This is a genomic window from Acidithrix sp. C25 (genome assembly GCF_904848545.2).
The window spans coordinates 279,515-293,665 of sequence record NZ_CAJHCI020000006.1; the positions used below are offsets into that span (position 1 = coordinate 279,515).

At 48.7% G+C, this 14,151-nt stretch carries 18 protein-coding genes; 10 read left to right on the top strand and 8 right to left on the bottom strand.

What is annotated here, in order from left to right:
* Positions 1-106: 106 nt before the first annotated feature.
* The 3 genes from ACIDITHRIX25_RS70430 to ACIDITHRIX25_RS70440 are packed head-to-tail and all read left to right on the top strand — an operon-like array spanning position 107 to position 2,753.
* The gene (locus tag ACIDITHRIX25_RS70430) at positions 107-943 is read left to right on the top strand and encodes an ABC transporter permease (RefSeq protein ID WP_201732293.1); all 837 of its coding nucleotides are present in this window, start codon (positions 107-109) and stop codon (positions 941-943) included.
* Positions 944-954: 11 nt separating this feature from the next.
* Positions 955-1,167: an ATP-binding cassette domain-containing protein gene (locus tag ACIDITHRIX25_RS70435; RefSeq protein ID WP_201732936.1), complete on the top strand. Its 213-nt coding sequence runs from the start codon at positions 955-957 to the stop codon at positions 1,165-1,167.
* A gap of 35 nt (positions 1,168-1,202) precedes the next feature.
* Entirely contained in the window at positions 1,203-2,753 is a 1,551-nt protein-coding gene (locus tag ACIDITHRIX25_RS70440) for a dipeptide ABC transporter ATP-binding protein (RefSeq protein ID WP_283770406.1), read from the top strand.
* 606 nt (positions 2,754-3,359) lie between these two features.
* Here the strand turns inward: ACIDITHRIX25_RS70440 and ACIDITHRIX25_RS70445 are convergent.
* The 5 genes from ACIDITHRIX25_RS70445 to ACIDITHRIX25_RS70460 form a co-directional block, all read right to left on the bottom strand.
* Positions 3,360-4,151, bottom strand: coding sequence for a hypothetical protein (locus ACIDITHRIX25_RS70445; protein ID WP_201732295.1), 792 nt, complete (start codon positions 4,149-4,151; stop codon positions 3,360-3,362).
* 116 nt (positions 4,152-4,267) lie between these two features.
* The gene (locus ACIDITHRIX25_RS000000104090; protein ID WP_152626142.1) at positions 4,268-4,402 is read right to left on the bottom strand and encodes an AAA domain-containing protein; all 135 of its coding nucleotides are present in this window, start codon (positions 4,400-4,402) and stop codon (positions 4,268-4,270) included.
* Between the two features lie 3 nt (positions 4,403-4,405).
* On the bottom strand, positions 4,406-5,089 hold the full coding sequence (locus ACIDITHRIX25_RS70450; protein ID WP_201732296.1) for a DUF4011 domain-containing protein: 684 nt from the start codon (positions 5,087-5,089) through the stop codon (positions 4,406-4,408).
* A complete protein-coding gene (locus ACIDITHRIX25_RS70455; protein WP_201732297.1) occupies positions 5,089-5,304 on the bottom strand; it encodes a hypothetical protein in 216 nt (71 codons plus the stop codon). The genes ACIDITHRIX25_RS70450 and ACIDITHRIX25_RS70455 overlap by 1 nt, the downstream gene beginning before the upstream one ends.
* Positions 5,305-5,681: 377 nt before the next feature.
* The gene (locus ACIDITHRIX25_RS70460; protein WP_201732298.1) at positions 5,682-6,452 is read right to left on the bottom strand and encodes a DUF5995 family protein; all 771 of its coding nucleotides are present in this window, start codon (positions 6,450-6,452) and stop codon (positions 5,682-5,684) included.
* Positions 6,453-6,699: 247 nt separating this feature from the next.
* Between ACIDITHRIX25_RS70460 and ACIDITHRIX25_RS70465 the strand changes: the two genes are divergently transcribed.
* The 7 genes from ACIDITHRIX25_RS70465 (at position 6,700) to ACIDITHRIX25_RS70495 (ending at position 12,440) form a co-directional block, all read left to right on the top strand.
* Positions 6,700-7,974, top strand: coding sequence for an IS1634 family transposase (locus ACIDITHRIX25_RS70465; protein ID WP_201732299.1), 1,275 nt, complete (start codon positions 6,700-6,702; stop codon positions 7,972-7,974).
* A gap of 18 nt (positions 7,975-7,992) precedes the next feature.
* On the top strand, positions 7,993-8,514 hold the full coding sequence (locus tag ACIDITHRIX25_RS70470; protein WP_201732300.1) for a hypothetical protein: 522 nt from the start codon (positions 7,993-7,995) through the stop codon (positions 8,512-8,514).
* The gene (locus tag ACIDITHRIX25_RS70475; protein WP_201732301.1) at positions 8,511-9,539 is read left to right on the top strand and encodes an IS3 family transposase; all 1,029 of its coding nucleotides are present in this window, start codon (positions 8,511-8,513) and stop codon (positions 9,537-9,539) included. The genes ACIDITHRIX25_RS70470 and ACIDITHRIX25_RS70475 overlap by 4 nt, the downstream gene beginning before the upstream one ends.
* 98 nt (positions 9,540-9,637) lie before the next feature.
* A complete protein-coding gene (locus tag ACIDITHRIX25_RS70480; RefSeq protein WP_201732302.1) occupies positions 9,638-10,000 on the top strand; it encodes a hypothetical protein in 363 nt (120 codons plus the stop codon).
* A gap of 149 nt (positions 10,001-10,149) precedes the next feature.
* A complete protein-coding gene (locus tag ACIDITHRIX25_RS70485; RefSeq protein ID WP_201732303.1) occupies positions 10,150-11,175 on the top strand; it encodes an IS1634 family transposase in 1,026 nt (341 codons plus the stop codon).
* 620 nt (positions 11,176-11,795) lie between these two features.
* Positions 11,796-12,044, top strand: a complete 249-nt coding sequence (locus ACIDITHRIX25_RS70490; protein ID WP_052607011.1) for a type II toxin-antitoxin system Phd/YefM family antitoxin — start codon at positions 11,796-11,798, stop codon at positions 12,042-12,044.
* Between the two features lie 102 nt (positions 12,045-12,146).
* Positions 12,147-12,440: a PIN domain-containing protein gene (locus ACIDITHRIX25_RS70495; RefSeq protein ID WP_200891328.1), complete on the top strand. Its 294-nt coding sequence runs from the start codon at positions 12,147-12,149 to the stop codon at positions 12,438-12,440.
* A 285-nt stretch (positions 12,441-12,725) separates the two neighbouring features.
* Here the strand turns inward: ACIDITHRIX25_RS70495 and ACIDITHRIX25_RS70500 are convergent, their stop codons facing one another.
* The 3 genes from ACIDITHRIX25_RS70500 to ACIDITHRIX25_RS70510 are packed head-to-tail and all read right to left on the bottom strand — an operon-like array spanning position 12,726 to position 13,797.
* Positions 12,726-13,136 (bottom strand): type II toxin-antitoxin system VapC family toxin, encoded by a 411-nt coding sequence (locus ACIDITHRIX25_RS70500; RefSeq protein WP_200891329.1) that lies wholly within the window; start codon positions 13,134-13,136, stop codon positions 12,726-12,728.
* A gap of 4 nt (positions 13,137-13,140) precedes the next feature.
* Entirely contained in the window at positions 13,141-13,494 is a 354-nt protein-coding gene (locus ACIDITHRIX25_RS70505) for an AbrB/MazE/SpoVT family DNA-binding domain-containing protein (RefSeq protein WP_200891330.1), read from the bottom strand.
* Positions 13,495-13,539: 45 nt separating this feature from the next.
* Positions 13,540-13,797, bottom strand: a complete 258-nt coding sequence (locus ACIDITHRIX25_RS70510) for a hypothetical protein (protein ID WP_052607014.1) — start codon at positions 13,795-13,797, stop codon at positions 13,540-13,542.
* Between the last annotated feature and the right edge of the window lie 354 nt (positions 13,798-14,151).

Here is a 14,151-nt window from a genome sequence, read left to right on the forward strand (position 1 = left end):
TGGCGACGGTAAATCACGGGTCAAATAGCCGTATTGCCAGATTTAGGCGCTCTCAATGGATTGAATTAGTAGTTCGGGCAGCCCATACGCGGCGTGGAAAATCGGATTGATCATATCTGGAATAGTGGCAGTTATTGCTTTTCTGGGGCCACTTGTGGCACCACACTCTTCACTTAGTTTCATCGGAATTCCGTTTTCTCCAGCTTCGGCCTCTATGCCGCTTGGGGGAGATATCTTAGGGCGGGACGTTTTATCTCGCGTTCTTGACGGCGGATGGTTACTTTTATTGATGGCTCTGGGGGCGACAGCCTTTGGTATCGTTCTTGGAGGAGTCGCGGGTATGGCCGCTGCCTATCTCCGAGGTCGATCCGACAGCATTATCATGCGGACTGTCGACGTGATGCTTGCATTTCCAGCACTTGTCTTCGTGCTCTTGCTAGTCAGTCTTGTGGGCCCTAAACTTTGGTTGATTATGATGGCAGTTGGCCTTGTCCATGCGCCAGCGGTGGCTCGTGTTCTCCGCTCTGCTACGTTGGATGTTTCGGAGCGCGACTATGTCCGTGCTGTAGAACTCCAAGGCGTGAAGTCATGGAAGATCATGCGCCAAGAGATTTTGCCTAACCTTGTGAGCCCATTGATGGTTGAAATAGGTTTGCGGTTAACATATTCGATAGTTATTATGGCTGGACTTGCATTTTTAGGCTTTGGACAACCACCTCCATCTCCTAATTGGGGATATATGATCCAGGAAAATCGCATCGGTCTTAGTGCAAATTCTTTAGCGGTAATAGCTCCAGCGGCACTTATCGCGCTATTTACCATAGGAACCAATACCTTTACAGACGCAGTTGCTCGGGTTGCAATTGGTCTTGAACGCAGTAGCGGATCATCAGAGGATGAAGTTCAAGCATCCGATGTCCGCCTTGGAACAGGGGAGAACTAGTCGTGACAATCATGGAGGGTGCAAATCGACTTGAGGTTAGAGATCTGCAGGTGCGGTTGGTGGGTCGTCCTGGAGACGTAGTCGATCAGATCTCATTTTCCGTGAGGGCGGGGGAGATCTTCGGTTTGGTTGGTGAGTCGGGGTCGGGTAAAACTACCCTAGCACTGGCACTTTTGGGGTATACGCGACGAGGACTTAAGATTACTCGGGAAGTATTTATCTAGATGGAAAGGATATTTTAGCACTCGATGCTGCTGGCCTGCGAGAAGTTAGGGGTTCTAAGATCGCTTATGTTCCCCAGGATCCTTCAGCATCATTGAATCCAGCATTAAGGATTGGTCACCAGATTCGCGAACTACTTAGTGCCCATCCCGAGGTTACAGATAACGTCGAAGGACGAATGGTAGAGGTCCTAAGGGAAGTCAATCTTGATCCGGATTCCGGGATACTTCGGCGTTTTCCACATCAGCTATCAGGTGGTCAGCAACAACGTGTTGCGCTAGCAATGGCGTTCGCCTGTAGGTCCTCGGTGATCGTCTTAGACGAACCGACTACTGGTCTTGATGTTACAACCCAGAGGCACGTTCTGGAGACGGTGAAGACTTTGTGTGCTGCATACGGGGTAGCCGCTATATATGTAAGTCATGACCTTGCTGTCGTTGGTGGTCTTGTTAGCCACGTGGGAGTCATGTATGCAGGTCGCTTGGTAGAAGTCGGCCAGACCGAGGGGGTATTTGCGTCGCCTATGCACCCCTATAGTCAGGGACTGCTAGGTGCAATTCCATCGCCTGATCGAGCCGAAGTGCTTTGGGGTATTCCAGGTCAGCCGCCTCGACCTGGAAGTCGCCCTGTTGGATGTTCGTTTGCCGCTCGATGCCCAGAAGCAATAGAACTCTGCTTAAGGGAAGACCCGCTACCGATTGAGATCGGAGAACGCCAAGTTAGATGTATCCGCGTGACGGATAGAAAGTCGTTCTCTGTTCGTGTTCGAAATTCAAGGGCGCAGATTATTCCATCGTCAGAGCCACCTCTTTTGGAAGTTCGTGCGTTATCGACGGCTTATGGTCAAACTAAAGTGCTACACGGGGTAGATCTGAATGTTCCGAACGAGTCCTGCACTGCAATAGTTGGTGAATCAGGATCGGGTAAGACTACGCTCGCTCGTTGTGTGGTTGGGCTACATGGTAGTTTTGATGGATCGATTCTCTTTGATGGAGATGAGATGAACAAGAGTGCTCGACGACGTAACTCAAGTCAACTTCAGCGGATCCAATATGTCTTTCAGAATCCGTACACTTCTCTCAATCCTCGCAAGACTATAAGTCAAATTCTTTCTCAACCATTAGAACATTTTATGAGATTGACCAGTTCGGACCGAGCGGAGCGAATTTCTCGGGTTTTGGACGAAGTTTCCTTGGGTTCAGCAGTTGGTAGACGCTTCCCCGATGAGCTGTCTGGCGGGGAACGTCAAAGGGTAGCCATAGCACGCGCAATTATAGTGGAGCCACGACTTCTTGTGTGTGACGAGGTTACCTCTGCGCTAGACGTGAGCGTTCAGGCTGTCATAGTGGAACTACTCAGAAGGTTGCAGAAGGAGCGGCAGTTGTCAATGCTCTTTATAACGCATAATTTAGCTCTGGTTCGAAGTATTGCACAAAACGTGGTAGTTGTTTCTCATGGTCGAGTAGTCGAAGCCGGAACTGTCCAAGACGTCCTGGAACGACCCCAAGATCCATACACCATTCGTTTGATGCAGGATATTCCAAAACTAAATAGCGTTGCCTCGGCTTTGCCTCAGAGCAGCTCGTAATTAATTGATTCGCTACTCTTGTGAGTTTTTTTTATTCATAATTTAGGTAGATGAAGGAAATCATTGTGCCTTTCAAAAGGCTTACCCGTTTACCCATGGTAAGGCGAGCGCAGTTGCGTAAGAAGATCAACCAGAATCAATCTGGAAGGTGGTCTCGCTTTAACTGACCTTGGCGTTCAATGACTTCAGACTCCTTTGGGGAGCTGTCGCAAGCTTCACTATACGTTCGCCGAGCCGTCAGCGAACGTATAGGGAAGCACTTTTCACATGTTCGTGATCGGCCCGTTGAAATTCAATTACGGTTCGCGAATGCGCTGTCCCGTCGAAGGTTCCAACAAGTGAATCAGATAGTGACCTGCTTCTACGATCGACATCAGCTAGACGTACCCCAAGGTCACTAAGACACCGTCAAGATTTATGCTTTGTGAGCGGATATCTGCGAGGAGGCCTCCAATGCGGAACTTTTGAATTTAGCGTTCAACCGAGTTGATTCAGGAATCCTAAATAGTGTTGTTGCGTCCACTGAATGAAGATTTAACAGCTCGCTAAGCTCGGCGAAAGACTTATCCAAAAGATCTGGCCGTGCTGTCAATTTGGCGAGATCTTTTAGTTGGAGACTGAGTCGCTGATAGACTTCCTCGAGGTCCAGTAAATTAGTCGAAATTTTTGGAACACACCGCCCTTGGCGCTTTGACGCCAGGCTTCCGAAAGGTCTCGTGCTTTCTTCACAGCAACGAAAAGTTCGTTTGGTGAGGGCCTAGATCCAATCCAAAAACTCAACGCCTGCCTTCGGGCCTGTCGATAGGAGCTATTGGTAATTTTTGCAATAGAACTGGCGATGCCATTCGCTTCGCCCGGTGCAAGCTTGCTTGTAATCTGCGCAAGTGGAAGTTCGAATATTTCCTTTTCAAAGAGGTCAAGGGTAATCTTTGTATCTCTAAAGAGTTGAAGGATGGCTCCCCATGCCGCTACACCGTTCGGCCTACTTGGACCATAGCCATCGGCTGACCTTGAGAAAGTTTCAAATGCAGATACCAGCGTATCGGTGTTGAGCGTTGTAAGTACATCAAGGACTTTCGAAGCGGCTTCGGGAGGCGTAATTGTGGCGTCAACGAAAGCCGTGACCCAAGGGCTGCTTTGGGGCGAAAGTGTCAATTCATCCAAACCAATAAAACTTTCTAAATCCGCTCGAGCATTTCTAAGTGAATCTCCGCTCAGACGTGCAAGTGCGTCGCCTCGAAGCCGAACCATTGAGGTTACTGAATCTGATAAGGCCATGAGCCGTGACTGGGTTTCGTAAATGCTCAGACCCCATGGTTCGCGACTCTTATGTAGTGCGTTGGTAACTTCTATTAGAGTGCGTCTATGTCGGGTTAGATTTTCATGTGCATCAGCCATATCCGGACGGGCAATAGACGAGGCAGAGGTAAGGATTTGGAGATATTCTCGGCTCGCTTACGTCTCGACCCCGCTCCTTTATGGATGTCAAGCACCAAATCTTCAAGTCCTACGCTCTATAGACGATCTACTACCGCGTCGATTGCAGCGCGTCTTTCAGCTATGAAAAGGATTTTTCTACCCCGAGCAGCCAAAGAGGCTATAAGGTTTGGTATCGTTTTTGATTTTCCGGTGCTCGGCGGTCCGTCAATGACCTAGTCCGCTCCTCCGACGACTGCATTGATGACATAGGATTGACTAGCGTCAGCGTCAAGAACTAGAAATTCATCTTGGGGTGGTTGTCGATCGGGGTCAGGGAGCGTTACCTTTGGATGTCGACCTCGGAGAGACTCTAGCGAGTTTGGGTCGCCAGCGAGGGAAGAAATAAGGTCTGATGCGACTAAGGCATCAAGTGAACTCTCGAGGTCGAGGACCATGGGAAGCTTGGCATAGGAGAAATTGCCAATCACGATGCGGGGTTTTATGGCGAATCCCGCAATTTCGACACACGCCTTTGAAAGCCCTTCAAATAAAGGATTGGAGTCGATCGAATCGGAGTTGTCTTCGTTTACATTTAGCAGATCGATAGAGGCAGTATCTATTTTGTATTCAGTCTTAAGCATGTGCAAAAGCGAAGGGTTGATCTTCCATTCTTCTGCTTGTTCCACTTCAAAGTCATCCTCAATACTGTTCTTAGGCTTTAGAGCGACTCGCCGTAACAACACCGGCGCCGCCAGAGTTGCTTCGCTATTGGGGTTGTTCCAAGTGGCCATTTCCCAAGCTAGGTATAAGGTCTGGAGTCCCTTTTCTTGAAAGTTCTCGCTTGCTTTAGCGTTGATGGTGCGCACGCGGCGAGCCGCTATTTGGCGTGCCGTATCACCAAACCAATTCGAAAGCATTACTTTTTTCCCACAAGAAGAGCTTCGATAGCAGTTTCATTTTCGATCGACACCGGTTCAAGCGTCAAGGTTCCCTGCTTCGGATCGCGGTAATAGAGCAAATTATTTCTGCCGACAAGGTCTACAAGCTCATTGATCCAACCCCTCGATGCCTTCGCAACGAGTTCGATGCGCTTATTAGTAGATTCAGGTGGTGTCTTGACCGTTGCGTTCAATTCGCTAAAAAAAAATCTCCACTCGCATTTAGGGCCGATTCGCAACAGAATATGCGAAATAAGATGCTTTTGTTTGAAGATCATTTAGGTTCGCACATTTCTCGAGGTAGACCGGCAAATTCAGCTTCCCTCAAATATCCTAAATCATAAAGAATGGATGAAGATATTCTTGGTTCACAGAATAGGGTCCCCGATAAATGGGCTTGTGAATTGGAGAGCAGAGTCATTCGACTTGCGAGGCGATCTCTTTCAAAATATTGTCAAAACCCACTTGCAAGAGCTAGTGGGTTTCAGCCGTGCTACCATTTCCTCGATTTATAAAACTGAGGTTACCCAGATTTAGTAGACACTGATTTTTGGAAGGCTAGCTCCCCAAACTAGTATGGCGCGACTAAAAGTAATATCCTGGCGGCCCTTAGCAGCCGATTGCCGATTTTCTGACTTCTAATGTCAATTTGGGCCAGTGTTGCGTCTGTATCTAGGAGCTTTTGATAGTTTCTCCAGGCGATAATACGCCAGTACAGAATCGTGTACATTGCTGGCCGATAATACAGGAACTGGAATCGGCGCTTTAGGAAGTCCAAACGCGTATTTTGCTCGGTAAACGAGCCAATTATCTGTTTGCCGCTTCTCATTAGTAATTTATCAATTCTAACCAAGTCGCCCAACAGGTTTTCGGCGACGGAATTATTCATGACTTTCGATAAGACGTAAGGTAGATCATTGTTAATGTGGGCATTCGCTCCGAGTAACAGAGATATGATAGCCGGGTAAGGCCGTCCCTTGATAGTATTCATCATGGACCATGAGACCCTCAAAGTTTCACTATTATCGAAAGTTTCATTAATTGCCTTGAAGTAATACCCGGCAAAGACGACGATGAATTCCTCGATAAGCTTCGGATTTATAAAGTAATCATCTTTTATTGCGTCCTGGATTATTGATGTCACAATCAAATATGCATTGTTAAAGACGGAAAATTGCATCATATCCATGCCACCGAGGTTTTTATCCAGCAGCTGAATTTGGTCAGTGACTGCTTTGATGCTTTCTAGCTTGGCTACGTCGATATGGTATCGATTTGATTGAGCCATTTCTCTAGTATATCGATCAGAAGTTTGATCCGTCATCAAATACGAAAAATGCATGGATGCGGCCATGTGGGATGAATGAATGAATCACGTCCACCGTTAGCCCATCTTTCGCTGATTTCCCGAAAAATCGCCCCAATTGGCCCCTTTTGAGTTGATTTTTGAGGATTTTCGGCTTGTGTCATTTATAGATGCCCTGGTAGATGGGTATTAGGTCTTTTTGGGTCACGAATGTAGTGTCCTAATTTTTGAGTAGTTTTGATTATGACTTGCATTAGCTCTGACATGGTGCTATTGTCTTGTTGTGTTTATCCGTGAAACTCCAACAGTTAATAAAAAGACCGGCGTTAGCTACAGTAAGTACCAACTCGTTGAGTCCTACCGCTGTGAAAAAGGTCCCCGTCAACGTATAGTAATGACCTTGACCGAACTGGACCTGGATAAGTCATTGTGGCCAGCTCTGGCCAATGCAATTGCCCAGAGACTCTCTGGAGTAACCTCACTCTTTGAATCAGATCCTATTATTGCCAGATACGCAGATCTAGCAATCACTAAGTATGCAATTCGTTCCGAAGTTGCAGCCGCTAAAGAAACAAGAGCTACTGAGGCTGACCTTGAGATGGTGGATCTCTCTAGTGCTAAGACTATCAATAGTAGAAGTATCGGTCCAGAACTCATAGGAAACTCGTTCTATGAAGCTCTTAGCTTCGATAAGATCCTAGAGAGTGCAGGTCTATCGGGTGAATCCCTTGGTATTGCCAAGGCAACGATAATAGCTCGTCTTATTCATCCTGGATCTGATCGAAAGACCTATTCGTATATCAACTCCAACTCTTCACTACCTGAGATATGTGGTATCGATCTCTCTAAGTTTCACAAGGATAAGGTCTATGCAATTGCAGATAAGCTCTATGACGCTAAAGGCGTCATAGAGCCAGCACTCTATAGAGCTAGCTCTGATCTCTTTAGGACGAATACCAGGCTCTTTCTCTTTGATCTAACCAACACCTACTTCGAAGGTTCTACTAAGGGGAACTCCCTAGCTAAACATGGACATTCCAAAGAGAAGCGTTTTGATTGCACATTAGTTTCTCTGGCACTACTTGTTGATCACCGGGGACTACCCATCTACTCAGAGATACATGAGGGCAATACCTCTGAGCCTAGAACTCTCATTAGCGTACTTGATGCCTTGGAGTCTCTATCGGATGGATCTCTCTTTGGGGATGTTGTTCCTACCATTGTGATGGATAGGGGAATTGCTACCAAGGCAAACCTAGAACTTCTCATTAAGCGCAATCTCAACTACGTAGTAATTGAGAGAGCTAACAAAAAGAGTCTCTATCGAAGCCATTTCATGGAGATGGAAGGCTTCACCGAGATCTACGATGCCCAAGGATCCCCTGTGATGGTGAAAAAGCTCCAAGTGGAACCACAAAAGCCACAAGGGCGAGTGAGAACACAAGTACAAGGACAAGTGAAAACACAAGTACAAGGACAAGTGCAAACGCTAGAAGAAGACACCGGCACCCCTAGCCCTCAGAGTCTTTGCCGGAAAATCTACTACAGTCATATATAGGGCGAGGATAGAGGAGTCATGAAAAAGGTATACCCAAGAGAACAAAAGGAACGAGTGCTGAGGAAGCTCTTAGAGCTAGGCGATGGTGGAAATGCTCCAGAGGGTGCTATTACCGAGCTTTCTAATGCTGAAGGAATTCCACTCAATACGCTCTACACCTGGAACGCGTCACTGAAACGAACTGGTGCCGTTGGCAAGTTCTCAGCATCTGGGAATCCGTCGCTTACGCTCTCGTCGAAGGCAAAGTACGAGATTGTTGTTAGAACTGAATCCATGACCGAACTCGAACTTGGTACCTACCTGCGAGAACATGGGATTCTTGCGGAGGATCTCGATAGCTGGAAGTCGGCCTGTCAAGAAGCCAATGACCGCTCTAGTATCGCTGCCAAGGAGTACCGTGCGAACTTAGCCAATGAACGAGCAAAGGTGACACTCTTAGAACGAGAACTTGCTCGTAAGGAGAAGGCACTAGCAGAAACTGCGGCTCTGCTGGTGTTGCGGGGAAAAGCCCAGGCGTTCTGGGGGGACAGGGAAGATTGATCCCTCTCTCAGAGCGCCAACGAGCCGTAACTCTCATTGCTGAGGCCAATAGCGCTGGTGTCAACCTCTCTTGCGCAGTAAGGGAGGTGGGAATCTGCGAGAGCACCTATGAGCGTTGGAGGAAGGCAGGTGGAGTGGATGCCACCAAAGCATCACCTAAGGAGATCTCAGATGCGATCCTCGAAGATAAACGACTCACCAGGGTCTATCCAACCCCACCTAATGCCCTGAGTGATCAAGAGAGGGCCGAGATCCTAAAGGTGTGCGCCAGTCCTGAGTACCGCTCACTGCCACCGGCTCAGATTGTCCCAGCTCTAGCGGATCAAGGAGTCTATTTAGCATCAGAGTCCACCTTCTATCGGGTCTTAGGAGACGCGGGACTCAATAAGCGACGAGGACGGGTAGCGCTGCCTCGTAGGCGTTCTGAGCCCAATCATGTAGCTAAGGGACCACGTGAGGTTTGGGTCACCGACATTTCCTACCTGCCAGGGCCTATCAAAGGTCTCTTCTACTACCTGCACTTCATTATGGACCTGTACTCCAGGAAGATCGTCGGCTATGAGATCTACGAGAATGAATCATCTGAAAATCTAGCAACTGTCCTAAAGAGGGCCACTTTGAATGAGGGTTCACTCGCTCCTTCTGTACTACATTCAGACAACGGTTCACCTATGAAGGGGACAACCCTAGTGGCACTGTGTTACCTACTTGGTATAGCTGCCTCCTACTCACGTCCCAGGACGTCGAATGACAATGCTCACATGGAATCGATGTTTCGCACAGTCAAGTACTGTGCGAGCTATCCCCACGATGGCTTTGCCTCCCTCATGGCGGCAAGGGTCTGGATCGAGGGATTCGTCCAGTTCTACAACGAGGAGCACCATCACTCTGGCTTGAACTTTGTGACCCCAAACCAAAAACACAACGGCGAAGATGTCATGATCCTCGCCAAGCGAGTCAAGGTCTACGAGGAGGCCAAAGCCAAGAATCCAAAACGATGGATCAATGCCAACACCCGGAACTGAAAGCCAGTTGTCTCTACGTCACTTGTTCCAACAAACCAGACAACGACAGCATCAAAGTCCACCACTGCAGCGTCTGATTTGAACCTAACGAGTCTGCCATGAATGCCAGACCTCCGTTGCGTCACGATAGCGTCACGATAGCGTGCCCTGTCTGTGGAGGCAACTTCCCCTTGTCAGGGAGGAGAACCTATTGCTCCGATGCTTGTCGGGCTCTTGCTTATCGACGACGTCACGATATAGGTAGCATTCTTCCAGTCACAGTTCCAGGGTCAAAGTCACATCGAGGCTTCACCGTCTATGAGTGTAGGTGTTGTGGTGAACGATCCCTCGGAGAACAACGCTGCTTAGAGTGTAATACCTTTATGGCTCGAGTAGGAATAGGGGGATATTGTCCCTCCTGTGACGAACCAATCTCCATTACCGATCTACTTGGGGAGGAGTTGACACAAGCGAGAAAATAAATCGGGGATAGTTGACTTATTGCTACCCCGGTCGAGTGGATAGCAACTAAGATATATAACAGTTACTTCCAGCAAATACACTGACGGTTACCGGCACTGACGACAATAACAGTTACACCACCTCCGGCAACACTAGCAACAGTATCATCATGAGCGACAGCAGCACCGGCACTGACGACTATATCCGTAATGGTGTCACCGGCAAGAATACCGGCACCGATGACACCAAAATCATCAAGAGCGACAGCAGCACCGGCACTGACGACTATATCCGTAATGGTGCCACCGGCAAGAATACCGGCACCGATGACACCAAAATCACCAACAGCAACACCACCGACACTGATACTAACGCCACCTCCATCTCCTCCACCTCCATCTCCTCCTCCATCTCCTCCTCCATCTCCTCCTCTTCCACCAACAACAACACCACAACCGTGGTGTTGTGTCGTTCTTTGGGGAGATCCAAGAAGGAATCAGCGATCTCTAGTCAAGCTAACGAGAGATTCTTAGTAGATATCACTTCGTTGAATACCTCAATCACAAAGGGTTCTATATCTAAGACCACAGTTGTCTCAGAGCGTATCGGACGCATCAAGGCCAAGTACCCAAGTATTGCTTCCAAATACGAGATATCCCTTGAATATCATCAAGACCATGGCAAGATCATCAAAAAGAGACGCTTTGACAAAGTAATCAATCTTACTATTACAGAAAAACCCACTAAAGCCAAAGATGATAATCTCCAAGGAGCCTACGTCATAGACACCAGCCATAGCGAGCTAGATGCAGGTGAGATCTGGAATATCTATACGACTCTCACTAAAGTAGAAGATGCCTTTAGATCCCTCAAGAGTGATCTTGGACTTCGACCGGTCTATCATCAACTAGCTAGCCGAACTGCTGCTCACCTCTTCATCTCAGTACTTGCCTATCACCTCCTTAGTGCTATTGAGCTGACCTTGAGGCAAAATAACGATAAGAGAAGATGGTCAACCATCAAAGAGCAACTCAACAGTCACCGCCGAGCCACCATAGTTCTTACATCAGATAAAGGCGTCGTCTATCACATCCGCACTAGTGGTGTTTCTGAGCCGGTTCACAAAGAGATCTACCGTCTCTTAGGAGTTAGTGATCCCCTTAAACGGATAAAGACCATTGCGACGCATTTGTAGTGTCCCAACGTAAGACCACATACTCAACTAGCTGGGAGAATAGGTTGATTTTCGGAAAGATGGGTTAGCCTTTATCTCTCTTGTCACGGTTGAAGGGGACCTACCTAAGGACTGGCTATCTGACTGATTGGATCACCGCGAGGTATTCCATGTGTGATATTCTCAGCCTCATTAGTACACAGGGTATCTTTGCGAGGTATCCAGATATCAGGTTTTCCAATCACGACCTTGTCCACGCAACATTACATCGATACGGAGTGAGAGCACCCAATTTCATTTGCACTGATCATTTGGAATTACGCTCTGATACTTTCCCCTGATATCGTAATCTTTGAACAAGATCGCGTTGGAGGATAGTGATGTGAGTAGTCATCTAATATCCCTCGTTCGATTTTTAATGTCGCACGAGAAGTGTCAACCGATCGTTGCGCTCACCGGTTGAACCCAAGCCGGCGCCGGACCTTGAGGGACATAATAAGAACCTGAAGGATTTCCAAATAGAGGACTCCGCGCTAGTCGGTGAGTAAATTCGCCCACTTGAACCGCATGGTTGGCGATCACGAGTAAACGCAGTGGCCCGAATTGTAGCAATATGTCGCACGATAGGTCACACTTGTCTCATGACAAAGATCATCGCTCAATGTGAACTACGCAATAACAGCGCCAAGGTGATCGATGAAGTAGTGGCTGGCGAGAGTTTCGTTGTGACCCGTAATGGAATCCCAGCAGCCAAGTTGCTTCCTCTTCGCACGCTACGCCCTACCGTGGTGCCAAAATCCAGCATCGCAAGTTTCATCAATACCAGGCCCAATTTCGATGCGAGGCTCTTTCGGGCCGACCTTGACAACCTTGTCAATCAGGATCTATAGATGACCACGGAGCTACTTGATACTTTGGTAGTCATCGATTGAGATGATCCTTTGGTCTAAAGAGCCCTTTCTGAGGAGATCTCGGTCAGCGCTATCATACTTGTGGAATTGGTCGCCGACCCAATTCTGGCATTCACCGTTACCGAACAATTAATTCGTCAGGTGCGCCTGCAGCAGACCGAAGCAATCTTAGAGCCAATACGATTCGATGCAGCTGCCGTGCGACGCTTTGGCCAGATTGTTGCAGCCGTTTCAAGTGCCGGTCGTACGCACCGATCGCGCATTGTGGATCTATTTATTGCGGCAATCGCTTACGCCAACGGCCTTGAACTTTATACGCGCAACCCGAGCGACTTCATTGGGCTCGAAGAATTGATTCGAGTTGTGGCCATCTAATCGTCGTACGGTTCGCGCGGGCAAATTTTGTCGGGCGGATTTCAGCAGAAATTACTTGCGGCCGCGTTTTCTTAAGAACTGTCATAACTATCCATTTCCCCCTTTAGCACCCATAAGGTGCCTACTATGCAAACGATGCTTTTGATTAGAGAATGCGGCTTGTCTAGATTCAAGATTGCGTGGTCGCAAGATTCCAAAATCAGTGGTCGCAAGTTATGTCATAGTCAGTGAACAGTCCCGTTCGATCCGACTGGGACTTTCCGGAGTATACGAATGTATTCGCAACTAATCTCGAATCACTTCGATGTCGACTTGGAGCGCCCTGTAGATGGGTATGGCTCGTGCATCACGGGTGAGAAGGACCAGAGCACTCTCCGCTGCTGCGGCTCCAACGAGCGCGTCATACACCGATCCACCGGCGATTCCGAGGCTCGCGAATTTTGGCAAAAGCGCTTCGGCGGCCGACGTTGTCAGGTACTTGATTGATGGGAAATTCGCGCTCATCAGCCGAAGTACGGCTTCCGGTGATCGGCGAGCAGGTGGGGGCAGACGCGTCAGGACCGAGAATGTCTCGAATGCGGCATGACCCGCTAGACCCACGCTGCGGTTGCCAATGGCGTTCAGAGTGGCCAAGTGGTGATCGTGATCCTCGACAACGACGGCAACTGCCACACTCGTGTCCGCAAGAATGTCCACTCCACTACTTTTGATCGGCATCCCTCAACTCCCGGACAAACTCATCAGTGATGGTGGAATTGGAAGCGGGAATGACAAGACGACCGTCTTTCTCAATGAGCGAGTCGTCGAAAACCGGCTGGATGCGCAGTGACGCGCCATCGGCCGTTATCTCGACTTCGCCGGAATGAAGTCCTAGCCGGTCCCGTAGTGCCTTCGGCACGACCAGACGACCTGCCTTATCAATGGTTGTTTTCATACCATGAATATACCAGATGAATGGTATAAGAGCGTTAGTCGACAATAAATTCTTTGACGAACAGACGTGGATGGAATTGTCGGCTCCCTGAACCTGACTGCTCGAAACTATAATCGACACCCTATTGTCCTCGCCGTAAACCGATGGGCCAAGTTTTTCTCAGCGTTAGTTTGGTTGGGCGCTCTCACGTATGAACGAGGATGTGCGGGCAGCTTTGGATACAAGCTTGTTGGCATGCAACTTACTAATAGAGACCAAGACGATAATGGCTGCCTGTGACGGGGCTCGCAAAATGGTCGCAACGAACTCGGCTTGTTCCGACTCGTTACCCAAGTGGCCGTCCAAGGCGTTGGCAATCACCGGCCTCCGTAAATTGCTCCGAATTCGTATTACAAAGGAGAGATCAGTTACCGGCGCGTCCACCTACCCCGGACTCCATGAACCCCTTTTAATCCACAGACCTGGCAGCAGGTCCAGGACCTACTCAGTGCTCACAACACCGCCGGAGCGAACCAACAACCACTACCAGCGAGGAAATATCTTTTGCGGGACCTGCGGGTCTCGGGCTAATGATCACAACAGCACGTAACAGATGAGGCACCGAATCTCTCTACATTGTCTGCACTGGTCGAGCGAGAAGGAGCAATCCCGCTCGATCTGCCTAAAGAGCGAACAGGACCGGATCGCTGATCAACTCGCACGGATTTCCGATCTGGTGACGAGTCTCGATGCGAACTTCGAGCAGGCACAAGAAGTACTGGGCGATACGCTGGATCT

What these genes read in the sequence shown, in the direction of transcription:
- ACIDITHRIX25_RS70435 (WP_201732936.1), top strand. Translation starts at nt 955, where the DNA reads ATGGAGGGTGCAAATCGACTTGAGGTTAGAGATCTGCAGGTGCGGTTG.
- ACIDITHRIX25_RS70445 (WP_201732295.1), bottom strand. Translation starts at nt 4,151, where the DNA reads ATGGCTGATGCACATGAAAATCTAACCCGACATAGACGCACTCTAATA.
- ACIDITHRIX25_RS70450 (WP_201732296.1), bottom strand. Translation starts at nt 5,089, where the DNA reads ATGCTTTCGAATTGGTTTGGTGATACGGCACGCCAAATAGCGGCTCGC.
- ACIDITHRIX25_RS70460 (WP_201732298.1), bottom strand. Translation starts at nt 6,452, where the DNA reads ATGCATTTTTCGTATTTGATGACGGATCAAACTTCTGATCGATATACT.
- ACIDITHRIX25_RS70470 (WP_201732300.1), top strand. Translation starts at nt 7,993, where the DNA reads ATGAAAAAGGTATACCCAAGAGAACAAAAGGAACGAGTGCTGAGGAAG.
- ACIDITHRIX25_RS70480 (WP_201732302.1), top strand. Translation starts at nt 9,638, where the DNA reads ATGAATGCCAGACCTCCGTTGCGTCACGATAGCGTCACGATAGCGTGC.
- ACIDITHRIX25_RS70485 (WP_201732303.1), top strand. Translation starts at nt 10,150, where the DNA reads ATGAGCGACAGCAGCACCGGCACTGACGACTATATCCGTAATGGTGTC.
- ACIDITHRIX25_RS70490 (WP_052607011.1), top strand. Translation starts at nt 11,796, where the DNA reads ATGACAAAGATCATCGCTCAATGTGAACTACGCAATAACAGCGCCAAG.